General features: G+C 69.1%; 14 protein-coding genes. 6 read left to right on the top strand and 8 right to left on the bottom strand.

Annotated features, from left to right (window positions below; translation table 11 throughout):
• Positions 1–15 precede the first annotated feature (15 nt).
• From soxC to BLO63_RS17865, 5 genes are all read left to right on the top strand, one after another.
• The gene (soxC, locus tag BLO63_RS17885) at positions 16–1,293 is read left to right on the top strand and encodes a sulfite dehydrogenase (RefSeq protein WP_091443437.1); all 1,278 of its coding nucleotides are present in this window, start codon (positions 16–18) and stop codon (positions 1,291–1,293) included.
• Positions 1,277–1,948 (top strand): c-type cytochrome, encoded by a 672-nt coding sequence (locus tag BLO63_RS17880; RefSeq protein WP_091443434.1) that lies wholly within the window; start codon positions 1,277–1,279, stop codon positions 1,946–1,948. The genes soxC and BLO63_RS17880 overlap by 17 nt, the downstream gene beginning before the upstream one ends.
• Positions 1,949–2,000: 52 nt before the next feature.
• Positions 2,001–2,522, top strand: a complete 522-nt coding sequence (locus BLO63_RS17875; protein WP_091443431.1) for a DsrE family protein — start codon at positions 2,001–2,003, stop codon at positions 2,520–2,522.
• A gap of 8 nt (positions 2,523–2,530) precedes the next feature.
• Positions 2,531–3,799, top strand: coding sequence for an FAD-dependent oxidoreductase (locus BLO63_RS17870; protein ID WP_162841838.1), 1,269 nt, complete (start codon positions 2,531–2,533; stop codon positions 3,797–3,799).
• A 62-nt stretch (positions 3,800–3,861) separates the two neighbouring features.
• Positions 3,862–4,275, top strand: a complete 414-nt coding sequence (locus BLO63_RS17865; protein WP_091443426.1) for a CBS domain-containing protein — start codon at positions 3,862–3,864, stop codon at positions 4,273–4,275.
• Between the two features lie 44 nt (positions 4,276–4,319).
• Here BLO63_RS17865 and BLO63_RS17860 read toward each other — a convergent pair whose 3' ends face one another.
• The 8 genes from BLO63_RS17860 to BLO63_RS17825 all read right to left on the bottom strand — a co-directional run bounded on the left by BLO63_RS17860 (position 4,320) and on the right by BLO63_RS17825 (position 23,080).
• Entirely contained in the window at positions 4,320–5,129 is an 810-nt protein-coding gene (locus tag BLO63_RS17860; protein WP_091443423.1) for a 4'-phosphopantetheinyl transferase family protein, read from the bottom strand.
• A gap of 1 nt (position 5,130) precedes the next feature.
• Complete coding sequence (locus BLO63_RS17855; protein WP_091443421.1) at positions 5,131–8,202, bottom strand: efflux RND transporter permease subunit; 3,072 nt, start codon at positions 8,200–8,202, stop codon at positions 5,131–5,133.
• A gap of 12 nt (positions 8,203–8,214) precedes the next feature.
• A complete protein-coding gene (locus tag BLO63_RS17850; RefSeq protein WP_091443418.1) occupies positions 8,215–9,327 on the bottom strand; it encodes an efflux RND transporter periplasmic adaptor subunit in 1,113 nt (370 codons plus the stop codon).
• Positions 9,324–10,910, bottom strand: coding sequence for an efflux transporter outer membrane subunit (locus tag BLO63_RS17845; RefSeq protein ID WP_091443417.1), 1,587 nt, complete (start codon positions 10,908–10,910; stop codon positions 9,324–9,326). Before BLO63_RS17845 ends, BLO63_RS17850 begins: the two co-directional genes overlap by 4 nt.
• 96 nt (positions 10,911–11,006) lie before the next feature.
• A complete protein-coding gene (locus BLO63_RS17840) occupies positions 11,007–17,975 on the bottom strand; it encodes a non-ribosomal peptide synthetase (RefSeq protein ID WP_091443414.1) in 6,969 nt (2,322 codons plus the stop codon).
• Positions 17,976–18,003: 28 nt separating this feature from the next.
• A complete protein-coding gene (locus BLO63_RS17835) occupies positions 18,004–21,156 on the bottom strand; it encodes a non-ribosomal peptide synthetase (RefSeq protein WP_280138070.1) in 3,153 nt (1,050 codons plus the stop codon).
• A gap of 229 nt (positions 21,157–21,385) precedes the next feature.
• A complete protein-coding gene (locus BLO63_RS17830) occupies positions 21,386–21,703 on the bottom strand; it encodes an antibiotic biosynthesis monooxygenase family protein (RefSeq protein WP_198291162.1) in 318 nt (105 codons plus the stop codon).
• Positions 21,704–22,213: 510 nt separating this feature from the next.
• Positions 22,214–23,080, bottom strand: coding sequence for a phytanoyl-CoA dioxygenase family protein (locus BLO63_RS17825; protein WP_091443410.1), 867 nt, complete (start codon positions 23,078–23,080; stop codon positions 22,214–22,216).
• 164 nt (positions 23,081–23,244) lie between these two features.
• Here BLO63_RS17825 and BLO63_RS17820 point away from each other — a divergent pair, with 164 nt between their 5' ends.
• Positions 23,245–24,114, top strand: coding sequence for a thioesterase II family protein (locus BLO63_RS17820; RefSeq protein WP_091443407.1), 870 nt, complete (start codon positions 23,245–23,247; stop codon positions 24,112–24,114).
• Positions 24,115–24,117 lie beyond the last annotated feature (3 nt).

Here is a 24,117-nt window from a genome sequence, read left to right as displayed (position 1 = left end):
GTCCGGGAGGATGCGATGAACCAGATGAAGCCGGGATCGCGTGTGGATCGCCGCCGCTTTCTCACCCTCGCCGGCCTTGCCGGTGCCTGCGCGGCCGTCGGGGTGCAACCTGCCGCCGCCGAGGCGACGCCGGACCCTGATATCGTCAACCTGCCGCCCTGGACGCAGGCGCTCGGTGCCGGCGTGAACAACCACCCCTATGGTGTTCCCTCGCCGTTCGAGAAAGACGTCGTCCGGCGGGAGGTTACGTGGCTCACCGCCAGCAGCGAAAGCTCGGTAAGCTTCACCCCCCTCTATGCCCTCGACGGCATCATCACCCCGAACGGGCTGTGCTTCGTGCGTCATCATGGCGGCGAGGCGGAGATCGATCCGACGCGTCACCGCTTCATGATCCATGGACTGGTCGACAAGCCGCTGGTGTTCACCATGGAGGACATCAAGCGCATGCCGGGGCGCACCAACCGCGTCTACTTCCTCGAATGCGCCGCCAATAGCGGCATGGAATGGCGCGGCGCCCAGCTCAATGGCTGCCAGTACACCCACGGCATGATCCACAATGTCGTCTATACCGGCGTGCCGCTGCGGGCCTTCCTCGAAGCGGCGGGGGTGAAGCCGAAGGGCAAATGGGTGCTCGCCGAGGGCGCCGATGCCTCGGCCATGACGCGCTCGATCCCGCTGGAAAAGGCGATGGACGACTGCCTCGTCGCCTGGGCGATGAATGGCGAGGCGCTGCGCCCCGAACAGGGCTATCCGCTGCGCCTCGTCGTCCCCGGCTGGGAAGGCAATATGTGGATCAAGTGGCTGCGCCGGATCGAAGTCGGCGATCAGCCCTGGGGCCAGCGCGAGGAAACCTCGAAATATACCGACCTTCTCGCCGATGGCCGCTCGCGCCGTTTCACCTTCATCATGGACGCCAAATCGGTCGTCACCAGCCCGAGCCCGCAGGCGCCGCTGCACGCCAGGGGGCCGAACGTGATCTCCGGTGTCGCCTGGTCGGGGCGCGGCACCGTCACCCGGGTCGACGTTACCCTGGACGGCGGCAAGAACTGGACGACCGCCCGGATCGAGGGGCCGGCGCTGCCGCGCTCCATGACCCGCTTCTATCTCGATGTCGACTGGAACGGCGAGGAACTGCTGCTGCAGTCCCGCGCCATGGACGACACCGGCTATGTGCAGCCGACCAAGGCGGAGCTTCGCGCCGTGCGCGGCGTAAACTCGATTTACCACAATAACGGCATCCAGACCTGGCTGGTGCGCAGCAACGGGGAGGCGGAGAATGTCGAGGTCAGCTAGGTCCTTCGCTGTCGCGGGCGCCGTTCTCCTGGCCTTCACGGGCCTTGCCAGTGCGGACGCGGTGAAGCTCGGCCGGCCGGCGCTGCCGGAGGAGATCAAGGCCTGGGACATCGACGTGCGCCCGGATGGCCTCGGCCTGCCCGAGGGCCAGGGCTCGGTGTCGCAGGGCGAAGAACTGTTCCAGAACAACTGCGCCGCCTGCCATGGCGAATTCGGCGAGGGGGTCGGCCGCTGGCCGGTGCTGGCCGGCGGACAGGGCACGCTGACATCCGAACGGCCGGAAAAGACCATCGGCTCCTTCTGGCCCGACACCTCGACAGTGTTCGACTATGTGCACCGCGCCATGCCGTTCGGCGCCGCGCAGACGCTGCAGCCGGACGAGGTCTATGCCATCGTCGCCTATCTCCTCTATCTCAACGACGTGGTGCCGGACGACTATGTGCTGACGAAGGAGAACTTTCCGACGGTGGCCTTGCCCAACCGGCCCAATTTCTACGATGACGACCGGGAGACCACGGAAAAGGCATTCTGGAAAGCCACTCCCTGCATGAAGGACTGCAAGCCCAAGGTCGAGATCACGAGCCATGCCGCAGTGCTCGACGTGACGCCCGATGCCGGGAAGGAAGGCGACAAGCCCGCCGGCGCGGTCGAATGAAGCTGTTGCGGCACGCCTGCTGCTGCGGCCGCCCCTCAGGTAGGAGAACGCCATGCCAAAGCTGGAGCTGAACCGCCGAACCATGATGGCCGGCCTCGCCGCGGGCGGTGCCGCGCTCACCGTCGACAGGGCCGCCGCTGCGCCCGCGCGGGTCCAGCTGGAGGACATCCAGAAAGACGCCGAGGTCGCCTGCCTCTACCATTGTGACTATGGCGATCCCGACCGCTTCGCCCAGACGCTGAACAATATCGGCAACCATTATTCCGTCTACGGGGCGGACCCGTTCGCCCTGCAGATCGTGCTGGTGGTGCATGCCGGCGGCATCAAGTTCTTCCTCGATAGTCTCGACGGCACCATGTGGGCCGATGAAAAGCTCCCGCCGGAATTGTTCGCCCGCGCCGAGGCGATCTCGAAGACCGGCCTCAAGGTCTATCTCTGCGAGATCACCTTCAAGCGGAACCAGCTCGACCTCTCCCGCGCGAAGCAGGCCGACTTCATCTCCTTCGTGCCTTCCGGCGTCGCCACCTGCGCCGCGCTCCAGGGCAAGGGCTTCGCCTATATGAAGGTCGGATGAGGCGGCCGGTGCCGACCTCGCAGACGCGGCGCGCGCTGATACTGGGCGTTCTTGGCGGGCTCGCCCTGCCGCATGTGGCACGGGCGGCGCCGGCGCGCGTTGTCATTATTGGCGCCGGCGTGGCGGGCGCTTCCTTTGCCACCTATGCCGCCGCTCTTCTCAGGGGCGCGGCCGAGATCGTGTTGGTCGAGCCGGCGCCGGGCTATCTCGCGCTCTATCGCTCGAACCTTGTGCTCGGCGGGATGGCCGAGATGCAGGAGATCTGGTCCGGCTATGACGCGCTCGCCCGCCGCTCCGGCATAAGATGGGTGGCGGCACGCGCCGTGCGGCTCGACCGCGACCGCCGGGAGGTGATCCTCGCAGATGGTAGCCGGCTCGGCTATGAACTGGCCATCGTTGCCCCCGGCATTGGGCTCGATTATGACAGCGTGCCGGGGTGGAGCCGAGAGGCCGCCGCCGTCATGCCGCACGCCTGGAAGGGAGCCGAACAGTTCCATCTGCTGAAGCGGCAGCTCGACGCGATCCCGGACGGCGGGCGGATCGTGATCCTGCCTCCGCCCGATCCGTCGCGATGCCCTCCCGCGCCCTATGAGCGGGCGTCAATGATGGCCGCGGCGCTGAAGGCGTCAGGACGCGGCGAATGCCGGATTTTCATCGTCGATGCCAAGGAACGCTTCGCAAAGATGGCGTTGTTTCTCGATGCCTGGCAGAACTACTATCCAGGCATGATCGAGTGGCTGCCGCCTTCCATCCATGAAGGCGTCAAACGGGTCGATCCATCGACCATGAGTGTCGAGACAGGTTTCGAAACCTATCGCGACTGTGCGCTGGTGAACGTGATCCCGGTGCAGACGGCACCGCAGATTGCGGTTGCATCCGCGCTCGCGGACGCGACGGGCTTCTGCCCGGTAGGGGCGCAGGACATGCGCTCCGTCTTCGATCCGCGCATCTTCGTGCTCGGCGATGCCGCGCACGCCGGACAGATGCCGAAATCCGCTTCTGCCGCCAATAGCCAGGCCGCGGTTGCGGCACGCGCGGTGGCGACCGAGTTGCTCGGTGAACACAGCGGCCCGCCGCACTATGAGAGTCTGTGCTGGAGCCTCCTGGCGAAAGATGACGGCGTGAAATCGACGGTCCGTTTTACGGCGATTTCTGACGCGTTCGAATCATATGAAGATACCGTATCAGGTCTGCGCGAGACGAGTGAAGTGCGAGAAGCAAACGCAGACGATAGTTCCGCCTTTTTTTCTAATCTTAAGAAAGAGATATTCAAGTAGTTTAACCTGGTGCACAACTGTATTTGGGATCCAACGACGTCTGCTGGAACCAAGAGGGCGGTATGACGCTTCTCGTCCGCGATATTCTGTGCGGCAATGCCGCGCCCGCCATTGAGCTGGCGGCGGATGAGCCGATTGAATCCGCCGTTGCGTTGATGGGCTTTGCGGGCCTGCCAGCCCTCGTGCTCATCGATGGCCATCGTCGCGCGATCGCCCTGCTCACCGAACGCGACATTGTTGATTATGTCGCGCGGCCCGGGTTCGGGACGGGTTGCCAAGCCGTGCTTGTCGCCCGATCCGGGTCGACTGATGACGTGCCGCAATGCTCCAGCCGCGATCGATTAGCGACCGTCGTGCAACGGATGAATGCGGAGAACCTGCGCGCGGTCTTGGTGGTCGATGGCGATGTGGGACGGGTTCTGTTGACGCAGGACGTTGTCGCGGCTGCGATAGGACGGCAGCCGTTCACCTCATAGCGCCGTGGCGATCCTGAGGGATCAGCCTTCCCGGCTGCCCGGAGTTATGGGCTGGTGGCTTCATGCCGCGAGGCGAGCTCGGCCAGCCAGTCCTGCAGGAGGACGGGAGGGGCGGGCCCGTTGCCGTCCTCCCAGTGCGCCATGTGCGGGCGCACCACCGCCAGGGCAAAGGGGCCGGCGGTGCAGGCGGTGCCCTCATACTGGGCGAAATTCTCGAAACGGGCCCGCACGCAGCCCGGAAGGGGCGCGAGGCTCGCCACCTCCAGAAGGCGGAACGGCACGGTCAGCCCGCAGCGCAGCGCCTTGGACAGCGCTTCCTTCAGGCACCATAGCAGCAGCAGGCGCTGGGCTTCATCTGAGGGCAGGGCGGCGTGCGCTCGTTCCCGCTCGCGCGGCGTCGTCTGTTCACGCAGCGCGCCGAGCTGCTCCGGCCTGGCGCGCTCCAGGTCCACCCCCATCGGGCAGGATTCGGGATGCGCCACGGCGAGCGCCGCATTGCCGGCATGGGCCAGCGTGACCTGCAGATTGGCCCGGCCCGGCAGCGTCGCCACCGGCTGCCCGAGCAGGCCCGGCAGGATACGGATGTCGCGGGCGGCGGTACCGGGGGCGAGACGTCCAAGGGCGTTCTTCGCCGCCCATCGTCCGGCGAGCAGCGACTGGCGCCGGGCGGGGGCGAGCCGCTCGGTCAGCAGCGCCGCCTCCTCGGGGGCGAGCTTCTCGGGCACCGCCGCGTCCAGCGCCTCCAGCGGCGCGTCCACCAGCGACATGGCGCAGGCGAGGGTGCGGCCGCCGACGTGGAGGTTGAAGGCGGCCTCGCGCGCGAAGACCGAAGGGCCGGTGTCGAGGGCGGTCATCTCACGCCGAGGCGGACGTCGCCGCTGTCGCCGGCGCGGTCTCGTCGCGATGGCTCAGCAGCAGGTAGAAGGCGGGCACCACGAACAGCGTGAACAGCGTGCCGATGGAAAGCCCGGAGGCGATGACCAGACCCATATTGTAGCGCGAATTGGCGCCGGCGCCGGTGGCGATGATGAGCGGCGTGACGCCCAGCACCATCGCCGCCGTGGTCATCAGGATCGGCCGCAGGCGGATGGTCGCCGCCTCGATCACCGCTTCGCGCTTGGCAAGGCCCTGTTTGCGCAGCGTATTGGCCACTTCCACCATCAGGATGCCGTGCTTGCTCACCAGTCCCATGAGCGTGACCAGGCCCACCTGGGTGTAGATGTTGATGGTGGCGCCGCCAATGCCGAGCCAGATGAACACCAGCGCGCCGGCCAGCGACATCGGCACCGAAACCAGGATGACGAGCGGATCGCGGAAGCTGTTGAACAGCGCCGACAGCACCAGGAAGATGATGACCAGCGCCAGCGCGAAGGTGGTGACGAAGCCGTTCGATTCCTGCTCGAGCTGGCGCGAGGAACCAGCGAAATCATAGCTGTAGCCCGAAGGCAGCGAGCGGGCGGCGATGGCCTCAAGCTCCGCCAGCGCCTCGCCGTCCGACACGCCGGGCATGGCGATGCCGGCGATGGTCGAGGAATTGAGCTGCTGGAAATGGTTGAGCGACTGCGGCACGGTCTTCGTTTCGATCCAGGCGATGGTGGACAGCGGGACCGATGTGCCGTCGGAGGCCTTGATGTAATAGTTCAGCAACTGGTCGGTGTTGAGCCGGTGCTGCTGCCTGACCTGCGGGATGACCTTGTAGGACTTGCCGCCGAGATCGAAATAATTGGCGTAGTTGCCGCCCAGCATGGTCGCCATGGCGGCGCCGACATCGCTCATGTTCAGCCCCAGCGCCGACACCTTGTCGCGGTCGAAATGGATGGCGGCATGCGGCTGGTCGATCTTCATGTCGCTGTCGAGAAAGATGAACTTGCCGCTCTTCATCGCCTCGGCGAGGAAGTTCTGAGAGGCCTCGTAGAGCCGCTCATAGGTGTCGTTGGATTTCAGCACGAACTGGATCGGCAGGCCGCTGCTACCCGGCAGGGGCGGCAGCTGGAAGGCGGCGACGCGCACGCCGGCGATCTTGTTGAACTCCTGCTGGATCAGCGGGGCAAGCGCCAGCGCCGAGACGCTGCGCTCGTCCCAGGGCTTGAGCACCCAGCCGCCGATGACCTGCCCGGGCATGTCGATCTGGAAGACGAGGTCGGTTTCCGGCCGCTTGTCGAGAATGTCGTAGATCTGCTGCACGTAGAATTCGCGCTGCTCCAGCGTCGCGTTCGGCGCCGCCGTCATCATGGTGAGGATCACCCCCTCATCCTCCGGCGGTGCCAGCTGGGAGGTGGAGTTGGAATAGAGCCAGTAGATGCTCGACAGCACGAGGGCGCCGAACAGCACGGTGAGGGGCAGCACGTGCAGCGAGGCGGAGAGCGCGGCGCGGTAGACCCGGGTGACGGCCTTCATCGCGCCGTCGATGGTGCGGACCATGCGCGCCTCCACCGTGCGGGCGGAAGGGTCGTAGGGCGCCAGCAGATAGGCGCAGCTCATCGGCGACAGCGTCAGGGCGATGACCGCCGACACCATCACCGCCGCCACCAGGGTGAAGGCGAATTCGGTGAACAGCGAGCCGGTGAGGCCGCCCTGGAAACCGACCGGCACATAGACGGCAATCAGCACCGCGGTCATGGCGATGATCGGCCCCGCCAGCTCCCGCGCCGCGGCGATGGCGGCGTCCACCGGCTTGAGGCCCTGCTCCATGTGGCGGTTCACCCCCTCCACCACGATGATGGCGTCATCCACCACTAGGCCGATGGCCAGCACCAGAGCGAGCAGGGTCAGCAGGTTGATGGAGAAGCCGAAGGCCAGCATCAGCGCGAAGCTGCCGATCAGCGAGAGCGGGATGGCGACGATGGGGATGAACACCGAGCGCCAGGAGCCGAGGAACACGAACACGACGAGCGTGACGATCAGCGCTGCCTCGAACAGCGAGCTGACCACCTCGTGGATCGAGGTGTTGACGAAATCGGTGGCGTCGTAGAGCACGGTGCCGGAAAGGCCGGTCGGCAAATCGGCGAAGATGGTCGGCAGCATCTCCCGCACGCCGGCGACGACATTCAGGAGATTGGCCGAGGGCGCCACCTGGATGCCGATATAGACGGCGGACTTGCCGTCGAAGCTGGTGCGGGAATCGTAGTCGTCGCTGCCGAGCGTGACGTCCGCCACGTCTTTCAGTCGAACCACCGCGCCGTCGACGTTCTTGATGATGAGCTCGCGGAACTCCTCCACCGAATGCAGATTGGTGGCGGCGGAGAGCTTCACCTGGATCAGCCGGCCCTTGGTGGTGCCGACGCCGGCGATGTAGTCGTTGGTCTCAAGCGCGGTCGCCACATCGGTGGCGGTAAGGCCGAGCGAGGCCAATTTGTCCGGGTCGAGCCAGGCGCGCATGGCGAAGTTCTTGCCGCCGAGTATTTCCGCCACCTGCACGCCGGCCACCGCCTGCAGCTTGGGCTGCACCACCCGGGCGACATAGTCCGTCACCTCGTTCTCAGCCAGCACCGTGCTGGAGAAGGCGATGTACATGGCATCGATGGTCGAGCCGGTCTTCAGCGCGAGGATCGGCTGCTGGGTGCCGTTCGGCAGCTGGTTCAGCACCGAGCTGACCTTGGTGCTGATCTCGGTCAGCGCATCGCCGGTATTGTAGTTCAGCCGCAGGTTGACCGTGATCGAGCTGACGCCTGTCTGGCTGGACGAGGTCATGTAGTCGATGCCGTTGGCCTGGGCGATCACGTTTTCCAGCGGCGAGGTGATGAAGCCGGCGATGATGTCGGAATCGGCGCCGGCATAGGTGGTCGTCACCGTCACCACGCCGTTCTGCATCTCCGGATATTGCAGGATCGGCAGCGCGAACATCGCGCGCACGCCGATCACCAGGATCAGCGCGCTGACCACCAGCGAGAGCACCGGGCGGCGGACGAAAATGTCGGTGATGGGCATTGTCCGCTCCTGTCAGTCCGACACGCTCGGATCAAGCTCGACCTTGGGAATGTGGCTGTTGTCGACCACGGCGGGAGTGCCGTTGCGCAGCTTGATCTGGCCGGCCACCACCACCGTCTCGCCCTCGCTCAGCCCGGAGGTGACGGCGATGAAGTCGCCGCGCGCCTGCCCCAGCTTGACGAAGGTCTCGCGCGCCACCAGCCCCTTGCCGTCAGGGGTCTTCTCCAGCACGAACACGGTCGAGCCATAGGGATTGGCGACGATGGCCGTCTGCGGCAGGGTGACGAACCGCTCGGCGGCGCCGACGTCGAGGGCGACCTTGGCGAACATGCCGGGCACCAGCTTGCCGTCCGGGTTCGCCAGCGTCGCCCGTACCTTCACATTGCGGCTGCCGCTTTCGACCTTGGAATTGATCGCGCTGACCGCGCCGGCAAAGGACTGGCCGGGATACCCATCCACAGTCACCTTCACCGGCTCGCCCACCTTCAGTTTCCCGAAGAACTTCTGCGGCACGAAGAAGTCGGCGAAGAGCGGGTCGAGCGCCTGGAGGGTAACGATGGCGGTGCCGGCGCTCAGATACTGCCCGAGATCGACATTGCGAATGCCCAGCCGTCCAGTGAACGGCGCCTTGAGCGTGTAATAGGAGACCAGCGCCTCCTGCTGCTTCACTAGTGCCTGCGAGTTTTTCAGATTGGCCTCGTCGGTATCGACCGTGGCCTGGCTCACCGCCTTGATCTTCAGCTGCTCGATATCGCGCTTCAGGATGATGGCGTTGAGTTCGGCGGTCGCCTTGAGCGAGGCGAGCTTGGCGACCTGGTCCTCCGCGACCAGCTGCAGCAGCGGCGTGCCGGCCTGCACCGTCTGTCCGGATTCGAAGGACAGCGATTCCACGATGCCGGAGACCTGGAGCGAGAGATCGGCGCCCTCGGAGGCCCGCAGCTCGCCCACCAGCTCCATGGTCGGTTGCCATGTCTGCATCCCAGCCGTCTGCGCCGCCACCGTCTGCGCCGGGGCGCCGCCATGGGCCGGAGCGCCGGCCGGAGCCATGCGCTCTTTGACGATATAGAAGGCCCCGCCGGCGAGGGCGGCGACGGCCAGCCACAAGATGACACGCGGTTTGCTCACCGGGATTTCTCCTTGGCAGTGCCGGGCTCGGGCGTGGGCGGCAGGTCAGGCAGGCCCGGCCGCGTCGCGGCGAGGGCGGGCCCATCCGGCCCTTCGAAATAGCCGCCATTGCGAATGGCGGCGTCGCTGGTCTCGTCGACGCGGTTCCACCAGCCGCCGCCCAGCGCCTGGAACAGCGCCACCGTGTCGTTGTAGCGCAAGGCCTGGGCCTGGATGCGGGCGATGACGGCGTTCTGATAGGCCTGCTGCGCCTCAATGACGATGGCGTAGCCGATGGCGCCGACCTTGAACTGCTCCTGCGCCATCTTCAGGCTGTCGAGCGCCGACTGTTCCGCCAGCGCCTGGGCGCGCAGGGTCGCGGCGTCGTACTGCACGGCGCGCAGCGCGTCCGCCACATTCTGGAAGGCGGTGAGCACCGTGCTCTGGTACAGCGCATAGTCCTGCTCGAAGGCGGCGACGCTGGCTTCCTTGGTGCGGTAGAGCTGGGCGCCGTCCATCAGCGTCTGGGCGATGCTGGCGGCGGCGGTCCAGGCGAGGCCCTGCGGCGTGAACAGCTGGCCGACGGTCAGCGCCTGCGAACTCACCGAGGGGGTGAGGGTGAACTGAGGCAGCAAATTGGCCGTGTTGACGCCCACCGTCGCCGCCGCCTGATGCAGCGTCGCCTCCGCCTGGCGAATGTCGGGCCGCTGCCGCACGAGGTCGGAGGGCAGGCTCACCGGCAGCTTGCGCGGCAGGCGCAGGCTGCGGAGATCGACGCTTTCGCCGCGGTCTTCGCTGGGCAGCCGGCCGAGATAGGCCATGAGCTGGTTGCGGCCCTGCGCCAGCTGCTTCTGCAGCGGCGGCATGGTGGCCTGAGTCTGCGCCAGCGTCGTCTGCTGGGCGAGCACGTCGGCCTGCGAGACGGCGCCCACCTCGAACTGGCGCTGAACGCGGCGCAGCTGGTCGGTCTCCGCTTCGACGATCGCCTGTGTCGCGGCGATCTGGGCGCGCAGCGAGGCATCGTTGATGGCGGTGGTGACGACATTGGCGACGAGGGTGAGATAGGTCGCCTCCATCTCGAAGCGCTGATACTGCGCCTGCGCCTCGGCCGATTCCACCTGCCGACGAATGCCACCGAACACATCGAGCGTGTAGGAGACGTTCACCGTCGTCTCGTAGAGATTGTAGAGCGTTGGGGCGCCCGTCGTTCCGCCGGAGGCGGCGGTGATCTGCTCACGCGTGGCCGAGACGTTGCCGCTCACCTGCGGCAGGAACTGGCCGCGCACCTGCAGCGTCGTCTCCCGCGCCGCGCGCAGGGCATATTGCGCCGCCCGCACATCCGGGTGGTTGCGCACCGACTCCTCGACGAAGGCGTTGATCTGCGGCGAGTTGAATTCCCGCCACCACTGCCCCCCGACATCGAGCGCGTTGACGAAGCTCTGTGGGGCGCCGCCCACCACATCGGTCGCCATGGCCGGCTTGAGCCGCGGTTCCACGGTGTAGCCGCCCACGGCGGGCGCTGGCGGCGCCTGGAAATTCGGCCCCACCATGCAGCCGGCCAGCAGCAGCGGGGCGGCAAGGGCGCTCAGCCGCGCGAGCGCCATGGCGACGGCCGGGCGCGCATGGCGGTGACCACGTTCCCGGGGACCATGTTCGTTTGTCTGTCGCGTGCGAATCGGGGGGGCGCCCATGGCGTCATCCTACCTGCGCACAGGGAAGGACATGTCGAGAAAAGAAGCGATGACCCCAGCCGTTTGTACCGCCCCCGCGCCGGACAGCATGGACACATGATCGCCCCCGACCGTTTCCACGCCGAGCAGGCGATCATTAAGGCGAGACCAGCCCATGTCGGGCGTTGAGAGAATCGCCCGATCGGCCTCGCTGAGGTCGCCCTGATGCGGGCTGCCGGCACGCACCAGGCACAGCGGCAGGTCGCGCGGCGCGCCCGATGCAGGAGCATAGGCCAGGAAAGCCTCATAGAGGGCGCGGCTGGCGCGATAGGCGCGGCCAAGCGAGGCGGCATCGGATTCCGGGGCGATCAGCCCGGCGGCGCTCATCCGTTCCCGCGCGAAGGCGAAGCGGGCCTTCTCGTCCAGCGGCAGCAGATCGTCCACGTTGAGGTCGAGCGGGGTGCCGTGGTGGCGGGCGCGCACCTCGGCCATCCGCAGCAACCAGTGCGCCTGTGCGTGTTCCGGGTCCGGCGGCAGCACGGAGCGGCTGCCGAGCGGGGCGGGGGTGTCGATGATGACGAGCCTTTCGGGCGGGGTGCCGCGCGCGCTGAGCTGGCACGCCATCTCATAGGCGACGATGCCGCCGAAGGAATAGCCGCCGAGAAAGCGCGGGGCCGGCACACCCCGGCGGGCCAGCGCGGCAAGGTTTGCCTCCGCCAGCGCCGCAACACTTTCCGGCGCCTGCTGACCCGGCTCCAGCCCCGGCGCCTGAATCGCCCAGAAGGCGGTCTCGGGCGGAAAGGCGCGGGCGAGGTCGAGAAAAGCGCTGACATCACCGGCGATGGGATGGACGCAGATGAACGGCTCGCCGTCTCCGCCGGTGAGCGGCACCACCGCGTCCCATGCCGGCTCCGAGGTGCCTGCGCGCGAGAGGGCGCGGGCCAGTCCAGCAGCGCTGCGGTGCTCGATCAGCGCCGTGACCGGCACCGGGCGGCGAAGGCGCTCGGACAGGCGGGCGGCTGCCGTTGCCAGGCCGAGCGAGGTCAGCCCGGCATCGAGCACGTCATCCGTGACGCCCAGCCGGCGGCCGAGGATGGCCGAGAGCACGTCGAGCGCCGCCGCCTCGATGGCATTGGCGTGGACGGGCGTGGGCGCCTGCCCCTCCGCCTGCACGCGTTCCGCCGGCGCGCCGTCCTCCACCGCGCGGGCAACCGGGGCGGCGGCGGGGAGCGGCACCCTTGCGACCGTTTGCTCGATGGCGCCGGGAAGGGCGGCGAACAGCGCGGCGAACGCGGTGATCATTTCCTCACCGAGAGCTTCGGCGGTGCCATCCGTGTCCGGCAGCACGAGCGACAGGCCAATGCGCTCGCCCGGCACGACCACGCCGGTGAGGCTGTAGGCGGATTTCAGCGCGTTGTGCACGCTTTCCACCCGCAGCCCGCCGGCGCCGGTCCAGGCGTCCGAGCCGGCCGGCATGTTCTCCACTACCAGCAGGGTGTCGAAGAGCGAGGAGGCGCGGTCGCCAAGGCCGGCGGCCTCGGCCACCTCCATCAGCGACAGCTGCGCCTGCGACTGCAGCGCGGCGATCTGGCGCTGCATTTCCTGCGCCAGCGTGAGCAGCGGCGCTTCGGGCGTGAAGCGCAGGCGCACCGGCAGGTTGTTGATGAACAGGCCGACCATCTGCTCGACGCCCGGCACCTGTGGCGGCCGGCCGGAAACCGTGGTGCAGAAGACCGTGTCGTCGACGCCGCGCCGGGCCGCCGTCCACAGCCCCCAGGCCAGATGCGCCAGAGCAGCTATGGTGAGGCCGCGCCGGCGGGAGAGGTCGCTCAGCGCCTTGCTCTGCGCCACTGAAAGCTGGCGGCGGACCGTGACATAGGCGGCCGCGCCGTTGCCCGCCGCGAGCAACGCCGGCTGGGGCGGCGCCCCGGCGAGAAGCGGGACGAAAGCGGCGCGCATGCCGTCGCGTTCGAGCGTGGCGGTCCAGGCGATGAAATCGCGAAAACGCGCCGGCGGCGGCAGCGCCGGCGGAATGCCGCGCCGGAACGCCTCATAGGCGGCGCGGGCCTCACGTTCCAGCTGGGCGAGGCACCAGCCATCCGCCAGCATGTGGTGGAAGCTGGCGATGAGATAGGCCTCGCTCGCGCTCACCCGGATCAGGATCAGCCGGGCGAGCGGACCGGCCTCCAGATCGAAGCCCTCGGCGCGGTCTTCCGCCAGCCGCTGTTCCAGACGCTCGGCACTGAATACTGGCCAGGTTTCCAGCTCCACCGGCGGGCGGGCGTTGCGGCGAACCAGCTGCAGCGGGCGCTCCAGCCCGCGCCAGCGGAACACCGTGCGCAACACCGGGTGGCGCTCGAACACCAGCGCCCAGGCCTTGCGCAGGGCGGCGATGTCGAGCGTGCCGCTGAAGCGCATGCAGCTCTGCTCGAAATTCACCGCCGAGCCCTGCCGGCTCAGCGAATGCAGCAGCATCGCCTCCTGCATCGGCGAGAGCGGGTAGATGTCTTCGATATCGCCGAGGGTGCCGGCCAGCGTGCCCAACGTCGGCGCGTCGAGGCCGGCGAGGGGGAAGTCGCCCGGCGTGAGCAGCGGCCCCGTCTGTCCCTGCGCCCACTGCGCGATGGCGTGCAGCGCCTGCGCGATCGCGTCCAGCCGGGCCTGCGCCGTCGGGGCGGGCGCGGCCTGCGACCAGCCGAGTGCGAGGCGCCCGCCCGTCACGCGCACGGTGAGGCCGGCGCGGATGGAGGCCGAGACGTTCGGCATGTGCGGATGCAGGCGGATCGCCGGGTCCTGCGCCGGGGCCGGCAGCAAGGCGAGGCTGATGGTGGGTGCGGCGAGGCGGAAGGCCGAACGCACGGCGCTGAAGGCGAGGCCGAGTGGCTCGGCGCGCTGGCGGGCCATCTTGGCCTCGCGCAGCCGCAGATCGAGCGCGCGGCCCGGTGCGCAGGCCTGCAGCGGCAGCAGCGTGTCGAGATTGGCGACGAGGCCGGCGGCTTCCGGCGCGCCGGCGGGCAGGGTGCGGCGGCCGTCCACCAGCTCGATGGCAGGAGCGCCGCCCACCGCCTCGCCGAGCGCGACGAGCAGGACATCCAGCAGCGACAGCCCGAGCCGTCCCGGCAGTTCCTCCAGCAGCAGGCGCGAGGTGCCAGCATCCAGCAGCCGCTGCGCGGCGGCAAAAGTGGGGGCGGTGGCGGCGAACCCATCCGGCGGGGCCTCGGCCTGCGCGGCCTCGCAGGCGATCGCCGCCTCGCGCACGCGGGGGCTGGCGGCGTGGTCGGCGAGCCAGGCGAGCCAATGGGAGAAGCTCAGCGAAGGCGCCGGCTGGCGGGCGCTGTCGGGTCCCGCCGCCAGCGCGGCTTCAAGCTCGGTGGCCAGCAGCAGCAAAGCGCGATCGTCCGCGACCGCCTCATGCAGCGCCAGCACCACGGTGGAGCCGGTCCCCGAGGGGGCTACCTGCTTCACAAGCGTTGCGGCGATGGTCACCCCCGATGCGAGGTCGATACCGCGCGCCAGCCGGGCGCCGTGTTCGGTGATCCAACCGTCGAGGTCGTCGAGCGTGCCCGCGGCCACGTCGACGAAGCGCACCGGCACGGCGGGGAGGAAATCCGAGACAGCCAAAGAGCGTCCGCTCGCATCCTCCACCCGGATGAGGCGCAGCGCGTCGTGCCGCTCGGCCAGGCGCTGGATGGCATAGCCGAGATCGACCGCCGAGACCTTCGCTGCGACCGTGACGCTGACGAAGCGGCAGGGATTGCCGGGATCGCAGGCGGCGGCGATCAGCTCCGCCCCGTGGCGGGCGCCGTGGCCCTGCGCCTGCACCGCCCGCTTGCGGCGGAGCGCGATGGCGGCGAGGCCCTCGATCGTCGGCTGCTCGAAAACATCCTTCAGCTCGATGTCGAGCCCGGCTTCAAAAGCCCGCGCCACCAGCCGGATGGTGAGAATGGAATCGCCGCCGACATGGAAGAAATTGTCCTGTACCCCCACAAGCGGGCGGCTCTCGGCGCTCTCTGCGGCGCTGCCGAGCAGATCCCCCCAGATGCGGGCCAGAATCCGCTCCTCGGGCGTGCGCGGTTCCAGCGGTGGCTCGGCCGGGCTTTCGACCAGTTCCATCGGCGGCAGCGCGCGCGTATCGACCTTGCCATTGGCGTTCAGCGGCAGCGTGTCGAGCACCATGAAGGCATGCGGCAGCATCTGCCGCGGCAGGCGGGTCTCCAGATGGGCGCGCAACTCTCCCAAGGTCAGCGTCAGGCCCGGCTTGGGCGCGACATAGGCGAGGAGGTCGCGCTCGCCGCTCGGACGGCGGGGAGCGAGCACCGCCGCGCCGCCGACCGCCGGGTGCAGTGCCAGCACCGCCTCGATCTCGCCGAGCTCGATGCGGAAGCCACGCACTTTCACCTGCTTGTCGGCGCGGCCGAGGAAGACGATGTTGCCGTCCGCCCGCCAGCGGCCGAGGTCGCCGGTGCGGTACATGCGCGCCTCGGGCGCGCCGGCGAACAGGTCGGGGCGAAAGCGCTCGGCGGTCAGTGCCGCATCGCCGGCATAGAAGAGGGCGAGGCCGTCGCCGCCCAGCCAGATCTCGCCCACAAGACCCGGCGGCAGCGGCCGGCCCGTGGGGTCCAGCACATAGGCGGTGCTGTTGGAGATCGGCGTGCCGATGGGGATGCTCAGCTCGTCTTCGCGCAGGCCGGCAATGTCGAACAGCGTGCTGAAGGTGGTGTTCTCGGTCGGGCCGTAGCCATTGAGCAGCACCAGCCCCTGGTCGCGGCCCGCCGCCAGCACGGCCCTTGCCGCCACCGGGTTGACCACGTCGCCGCCTGTTATGACCACGCGCTCGCCGGCGAAGGCGGCGGGGTCGAGCGCGGCGATCTGCTGGAACAGGCCGGCCGTTACCCAGAGCAGCGACACCCGTGCCTCGGCCAGGAACAGGCGCAGCGCGCGCGGGTCCATCACCACGGTGCGGTCGACCGGCAGCAGCGTGCCGCCATTGAGCAGGGGTAGCCAGATTTCCAGCGTCGAGGCATCGAAGGCGGGGTTGGAATAGACGGCAGCGCGCAGCCCAGGCGCGGCCAGCCGGCGTGCCCGTGCCAGCCGCACGATGGCGCGGTGCGGCACGCACACGCCCTTGGGCGCGCCGGTGGAGCCGGAGGTGAACATCACATAGGCCGGGCTCTGCGCGCTCACCGCGCATCCCGGATGCGGCGCGGCGGTGTCCGCCTCGGCCTTGAGCTGCGCCCAGTCGAGCGTGGCGCAGCCGGCTGTCGCCTGCGCGGGATCGAGCACCACGGCATGCCGGGCACCGGCGCAGCGCGCGCGCTGGTCGCGCTGTTCGGCCGGAAAGCTCGGGTCGATCGGGGCATGGGCCGCACCGAGCGTGAGTACCGCCAGCTGCGCCTCGATAAGTGCGGTGGAGACCGGCAGAGCGAGGATGGCGACGTCGCCTTGCCCCAGGCCCCGCGCGGCAAGGACCGTCGCCAGCCGGCGCACCCGGGCGGCGAGTTCCCCATAACTCAGGGCAACGCCGTTCTCCTCGATAGCTGGCGCGTGGGGATGACGCTCGGCCTCGCGGAAGAACAGGTCGATGGCACTCGCCTCGCGCTCATAGGCAAGGGCGGTGGGGTTGAAGCGCGCCACCAGCGCTGCGCCATCCGAGGGCGCGAGTAGCGGCACCTCCAGCACCGGCTGGTCCGGCTCGACGGCGAGCGCCTGCGCGAGGCGGCCAAAGGCGCTGAGAACGGCCTCTATGGTCTGCGCCTCGAACAGGCTGGCATCGTAGCGGCACCACAGGCGCAGCCCGTCCTCGCCGCTCGCGAAGACCACCGACAGATCCGCCTTTGCCTCCTGGTCGAGCTGCTCGGGCAGCGGCTCGAAAACCGTGCCGTCGCACGCGGTGAGCGGGGCGGCGGGCGGCTGCGCCGCGCCGAACAGCACCTGCAGGAAGGGCGCCGCCTCGCCGCGCCGCTCGACGCCGCTCGCCTCGACGATGCGCTCGAAGGGCAGGTCGCGATGCGCCATGGCGCCGCGCAGCGCGTCGCGCACCTGCGCCACCAGTGCGGGAAAGCGGGTGTCGGCCGTCAGCAAGGCGCGGATCGGCAGCGTATCGACCAGCAGCCCGATCATCTCGGCGAGCTCGGGCCGGTCGCGCCGCGCGGCGGGAATGGTGATGACGAGATCGTCCAGCCCGCTCCAGCGCCTCAGCACCGCGAACAGGATGGCGAGGTAGAGGCTGAATGCGCTGGTGCCCTCCTGGCGGGCCAGTGCCGCGAGCCGTGCACCGACATCGCCCGGCACGTGCAGTTCTGCCTGGGCCGAGGGGGCACCGTGCAGGCTGCCCGGCCGCCGGTCATAGGGCAGATCGAGCCGCGCCGGGGCACCCTGCAGCGCCTCGCGCCACGCAGCCATAGCCGCATCCAGCGCCGGCCCACCGGAGCCGAAACTCTCCTGCTCCCAATCGGCGACATCGGGGAATTGCAGCGGCAGCGCCGGGCGAGGCCCCGTGCCGGCGCCCAACGCCTCGTCATAGCCGGCCTTCAGCTCGGCGAGGAAGAGGTCGAGCGAGGCGCCGTCGCAGATGATGTGATGAAACACCGCCACCAGCGCCGCCCCGTCATCGGCGGCGCGCAGCAGCAGGAAGCGGGCGAGCGGGCCGGCCGACAGGTCGAAAGGCGCGTCCACCAGAGCCTGGGCCCTTGTCGCCATCAGTGCCGCGAAGGCCGGGCTGGCGAAGGGCAGCTCCGTGGCGACCACGGTCAGGGGGAGCGCGACCTCATCGGCCACCGCCTGCACCGGGGCGCCGTCCACCAGGGGAAAGCTGGCGCGCAGGCTGTCATGGCGGCGGATCAGCGCGGCGAGCGCGGCGCGCAGCGCCGCCTCATCCACCTGCCCCGAGAGCCGCGCCAGCAGCGGCATGGCGAACAAGGTGCGTCCCGGCCGCAGCAGCTCCGCCATGCGGATCTGCCGCTGGCCGAAGGAGAGGCCGGCAATGTAGCCGCTCGCCATCAGCGGTCTCCCGCCACGGGGAGGAGGGTCACGAGGGCAACTCCACCCGGGCGCGCTGGCGCCCGGCGAGGGTGGGGCCGGGTTCGGGCCGGTTCGCCGCCGCCGCCAGCCGCTCCGCCAGCGCCGCGAGTTCCGGCGCCTCGAACAGATCGGCCAGGGTCGCGGCAGGCGCCAGTTCCCGGCGCACCCGGGCGATCATCTGCATGGCGAGCAGCGAACTGCCGCCGAGAGCGAAGAAATGAGCGTGCCGCCCGATCCGGACGCCTCCCAGCGCCTCGCTCCACAAGGCGGCGAGCGCGGTCTCGAAGGCGCCCTCAGGCGGGGCCTCGACGCTGTCGGCAATCGGCGCGGGCGGAAGAGCGGCCAAGTCCACCTTGCCATTGGCCGTACGCGGCAGGCGGGCCTGGCGGAGAAAGGCGTGCGGGATCATGTAGGCCGGCAGCCGGGCGGCGAGAAGCCGGCGCAACGCCTCATCGTCGGGCGTGGACGGCCCGGCGCCGATGTGGGCGACGAGGCGGGCCGGCCGGCCCTCGGGCTCGTCCGCCAGCACCGCCACGTCGACAATACCGGGCAAGGCCTGAAGCGCGGCCTCGACTTCGCCGGGCTCGACGCGATAGCCGGCTATCTTCACCTGCCGGTCGCGGCGGCCATGGAAGAACAGGCGTCCGTCAAAGTCGAGCGAAACCCGGTCGCCGGTACGGTAGGCAGGGGCGGCGCCCGTGCCGCCGAGCGGGGTGCGCAGGACGACTCCCGCCTCCGCGCCGATATAGAAGCGGGCGACGGCAGGGCCGCTCACCACCAGTTCGCCGATGGTGCCGAACGGGCAGGGCCGGCCCTCGGCATCCACCACATGCAGGCGCGTGCCGGGAATGGGGTGGCCGATGGCGACGCTGGCGCCTGTTGTCTCCGGCCGGCAGCGCTCGACGCAAACCCAGACCGTGGCCTCGGTCGGCCCGTATTCGTTGCACAGCACGGCATTGGCGGCGCGGGCGGCATGGGCGGACACCAGGGCCGGCGGGCAGGGCTCCGCCGCCACCTTGGCCATCCGCAGGCCGGGCAGGCCCTGCGGGCCGGCGGCCTCCAGCAGCAGCGCCCAGAGCGAGGGGGTCAGGCAGACATGGGTGACGGCGCTCTCGCGGATGAGCGCCAGCAGCCGGTCGACGTCGCGGGCCTGCGTGGCATCGGGCAAGACCAGCGTGCCGCCCTCGCACAGGGTGCAGAACAGCCCAGTCACCGAACCATCGAAGAACAGCGGAAAGGTCAGCAGGAAGCGGCCGATCGGCAGGTCGGCATTCTCCGCCGCGCTGGCCGCCACATGGGTGCGCAGATTGTCGTGGCCGACGCTGACCCCCTTCGGCCGCCCGGTGGAGCCGGAGGTGAAGATGACATAGGCCTCGTCCGTTACCGCTGGCCGCGTCACTGCGTCGAGATCGGCCGGTTCCGGCGCGATGTCCTCCACCATCAGGGTCGCAAGCCCGCTGACCTTGTCGGCGAGGGTGCGGCGGCTGACATGGGCGGCAACACCGGCGCTCTCGAGGATCATCGCCCGCCGCTCCGCCGGCGCCTCCGGGTCGAGCGGCACATAGGAGGCGCCGGCGCAGAGGATGCCGAGAATGGCGGCGACCGCGTCCGGTCCATGCTCCAGCATGACCGCTACCCGGTCGCCGGGCCTTACTCCGGCCGCGGCAAGCCCGGCCGCAATGGCGGCGGCACGAGCGCCCATCTCGCCATAGGACCAGGCACGGCCCTGGGCGATGAGGGCGGGCGCTTCCGGCCGCGCGCGCATCTGCGCCAGGATGAGGTCGAGGGCCGTGCCCGTTGGCGCGGGCAGAGGCCGCCCGGTCAGGGCGGCGGCGATGTCCCGGCCTACGGCCTCGGGCATCACGTCCAGCGCGTTGGCGGGCGCATCGAGATGGTCGGGGAGACGCTCCAGCGCCGTGGCGAGCATGTCGAGAAGTTGGCGCGCCTGCGCCAGCGAGACATGCTGCTGGTCAACCATCAGGCGCAGCTCGAAGGCCTCGCCGATCTCCACCATCAGGTTGAGCGGCATGTCCGGCAGGGTGACGTCGCCGCTGGCGAGCATGTCCAGCCCGGCTTCCCGGAAGGCGGTGGCGAGCGCGAGCGGATAGGTCTGCACCGCGATCAGGCTGCGCAGCGGCAGAGCATCGTTCGGCAGGGCGAGCAGCTCGCGCATGGTGTCGAGCCCCAGCGGCCCGGCCTCGCGGCCGGCGGCCCGGGCGTGCTGCAACTCAGTCAGCCAGCGCCGCAGGGGCGTGGCGTCGCGGCGCACGCGGCTGGGGAGCACGCCGATCTGCGGTCCCACCATGTGCTGGGTGCGATCACCCAGCAGTTCGGGCGGGCGCACCGTCTCGACGCAGCCCATCACCAGGTCGTCGGTGCCCTCGGTGCGGGCCAGCACCAGCCCCCAGGCGCCTTCCACCAGAGTGCTGAGCGTGAGCCGCTCGGCCCGCGACAGTGCGGCAAGCCGCTCGGCGAGGGCGGGGGAGAGGACATGAAGCGCCTCGCCGATGCGCGGGGCGGAAACGGTCGAGCTGCGGATCGTCGAATCCGGCGTGTGGCCGGCAAGCGCTGCGCTCCAGTGGCGCCGCGCCGCGGCGTCGTCGCGGCCTTGCCACCATTCGACATAGCGGCGGAAGGAGAGGGCCGGCGGCAGCGTGTCGCCGCGATACAGGGCCAGCACCTCGTCCAGAATCTCACCCAACGACCAGCCATCCACCGCGAGGTGATGGCGCGTCCACACCAGAAGATGGCACGGCGCAGGGCCGTGGGGTGCCAGGGTGACGAGGCGTATCCGCATCAGCGGCGGGCGGCGCAGGTCGAACGGGGTGGCTCGGTCCTCGTCCAGAAGCGCGTCGAGGGCGGCGCGCCAGTCATGGCGCATGCTCCAGTCGAGACGCTCGACCTCGAAGGCGGGTGCGGCGACCACCACCTGGGCCGGCACGCCCTTCAGCTCCCAGTGAAAACCCGAGCGCAGCGCGCTGTGGCGCTGGACGACAGCGGACCAGGCGGCAGCGAAGGCGTCGGCGTCGAGCGGGCCGGCCAGCACGGCCCACCACTGGCCCATGAAGAGTGGTTGGTCAGGATAACTTACGCATCGCACCAGTATCGCGCGTTGCAGATCGGTCAGGCCATAGATGTCGTCGATCGGACCTCGGGCCACATCACAACCTTTTGAAGAAAAGTGCAGTGCCGCGCGTTCGTCAAAATGTAGACGCCGCGGGATTTGCTTTTCGGCGTTCATTCCGTATGCCGTCGAAAGACCGCCGGGCCTGCAGGCGCCGAGCCGTGCCTGCCATGCACGAAATGACCCAGAATCTACAATCTATGCTTGCGTCACCAGCTCGGGCGACGCAGGAAGCCGGCGGCGGCCGTGGCCGCCGCCGGAAGTATCAGAGGCTTTCGATGTAGAAGCCTTCACCCTTGATGTCGCCGTCGCAAAGCTTCTGCAGCTTCTCGACGATGCCACCGCCGTCCTTGGCGCGGGGATTGGCTGCCATCTTGTCGAAAGCAGCTTCGCTTTCCCACACAGTCGCGATGCCATACATGGACGGGTCCTTCTTGGACTTCATAAGTCCAAAACCGACCAGACCTTCGATGACGTCGCCCGGCTTCTTGCCGTCGTTGGGGAGCATTTCCTTCTCGAGAAGCGCGCGCGCATCCTGCTCGCTACCCGCCTTAACGTGACAACGAGAGATCGTCATAAACATACTTGCCACAGGATCTTCTCCAGCCAGAGTTGCGAATGATGGCATACAGTGAGGAGGGGGGATCGGCAACTGTCTATTTTTGTTCCGTTCTCAGTATTTTCTCGCAAGGCGAACAATAAGGTTCTAGCAATTCACGAATGCTCCACACAACCAGAGTATCATGTCTAGCTCAGTCGACTTCGAGTTCGTCTCCATCGACACATCAATCCCCGCGTGTAGCGAGGACGACGGTCTTGTCGCGAGGCCGGCCGTCGCGGTCGGCACCGGGCGACGGGCCGCGCCGGTCGCCGGCTCGGGTGTCGGCGCTGCATGGGCGATGATGGGTATCTGCTGATGGATTCCGTAGAGGAAGTAGGCCACGATCCGCGCCGAGGCGAGGGCGCACACCTGTTGGTCCCTGCACGGAACGATGCCGGCTGCGCAACGGATCGCGACGGTCGGTGCAGCCGGCGGCCGGCCCGACCGGGCGCGGCGCCCTTTGGATATGGCGCGCGTCGGCCGCTTGGCCGCTCAGCCGAGGGGCGAGAGGACCGGGAAGAGGTTTCCACGAATGGGCGCGCCGACCGCGAGATCGACTTCGAAGCCCTCGGCCACCAACCGGTCGACCACGGTCCGGCCGTGCGGCGCCAGTACCGCCGTCTCGTCGACCCAGCGCGTCACCATGCGGCGTGTGTCATGGTCGAGCGTGTTGCCCGGCGAGCCGTGCAGCGTGCGGGCGTGGAAGACGAGGCAGTCGCCCGGCTCCATGTCCCAGCTCAGAATGTCGTATTCCTCGCGGTGGCCCTGGATGTCGGGCACGCGGGAGAAGGTGTCGCTGGCGGAAATGTCGAATTCGCCGTGATAGCGGGCGTAGAACTCCTCCACCGCCGGCAGCGCCTCCTGTTCGCCCTCGAAGAAGTTCGCCGGCATGAACAGCTTGTTCCAGCGGTGGGAGCCGCGGACGAACTCCAGCGCCGCTTCGCGCGGGATGGGGTCGAGCGCGACCCAGATGGAGCAGAACGGGCCGAGCACGACATTGTCGTGGTGCCAGGGCGTGCGGGCCTGAGTGCCGGGGCTCTTGTAGAACCAGGTGTCCTGCAGCAGCCGCACGGCCGGCGTGCGCAGGCAGCGGGCGGCGATGGCGGCGGACGGCGATTCGAGCGCGAAGGTTTCGAGCTCGGGAATGTGCCGGCGCGACCAGATGTCGGAATAGAACGCGCCCTTGTCATTGGGCGAGAAGCTCTGGAACAGGGCGCCGGGGCTCTCGATGTTGCGCCTTATGCCCTCCGCCGCGAGATCGACCCATTCCGGCCCGAAGGCGCCCCTGAGGCAGATGGCCCCGTCGCGGTCGAGGGTCTCTATCAGGGCCTCGTCGATGGGAGAGGTGTCGTTCGGCATGAATCCTCCTGGACATGTGTGCGGCTGAGCCGTCTTCCCGGGACACTCCCCCGTGGGGCAGCGCCCGCCGCGCGAAGGGCGAGCCGTGCAACGGAGCGGTCATGGGTCACCGCGCGGCCACGGTGCGGCACATCGGTGGGTGCTGTCCATTGGCGAATTTTGTCATGAATCTGATCCCGACGAGCCGCCGGGCCCAACCGGAAGCCGCTGCCCCCGCCTTGCTGCGCTGGGTCCGCCGGCCGGCAGGGGCGCCGGTGCTCATCTGCTTTCCCCATGCCGGCGGCAGCGTCCTGTCCTGCCTCGGCCTCGCCGCCGCCCTGCCCGCTCATCTCGCCATCGCCACGGTGGCGCTGCCCGGCCACGCGCCCGATGTTCCCGGAGCGCCGGTGGCGGACGCCCGCCATCTCGCGGCCCGCGTCGCCGAGGAGATTGCCGCCGAGCTTGGAACCGACCTCGCGCCGCAAGGGGCGGGGCTCACATTGCTGGGCAACAGTTTCGGCGCCCTGCTGGCCTTCGAGACGGCGCTGGCGCTGGAGCGGGGCGATGCCGCCCGCGCGCCCCGGCTGCGTCTGGTCGTCTCCGGCTTCCGCTCGCCAAGCCGCCCACCCTTTGAGGCGCCGCTGCATCGTCTCCCGCGGGCGGTGCTGCTGGCCGAGCTGCGCGAGTGCTTCGGCGCTATTGGGCCGGACCTCGGCGACCTCATCGGCGCGCGCGAAGAGACGGCCCTGCGGGCGGATCTCGAAGCGTGCGAGACTTATCGGCTGGGCGACGCAGCCCCGCTGCGCTGCGCGGCGTCCGTCATCCGCCTCACCGCCGACCCCTCGGTGTCCGTCGCCGAATGCGAGGCGTGGCGCGAGGTGTGCGCCGGGCCCGTCGGCTTCCACGCTCTGGACGCCGGCCATTTTCCCTGGAGCGGCGCCACCGCCGCCTTCGCCCGCCTCGTCAGTGAACTGGTCGCCTCCGCGCGCCCGGCCGCTGAGGTCTACACGCTCGCCGGGCGCTCCGCCCTCTTCCTGCCCGCACGCGAATCATAAAGA

Source organism: Ancylobacter rudongensis, from assembly GCF_900100155.1.
Classification (GTDB): Bacteria; Pseudomonadota; Alphaproteobacteria; order Rhizobiales; family Xanthobacteraceae; genus Ancylobacter; species Ancylobacter rudongensis.
This window is presented reverse-complemented; position numbering and strand designations above follow the sequence as displayed.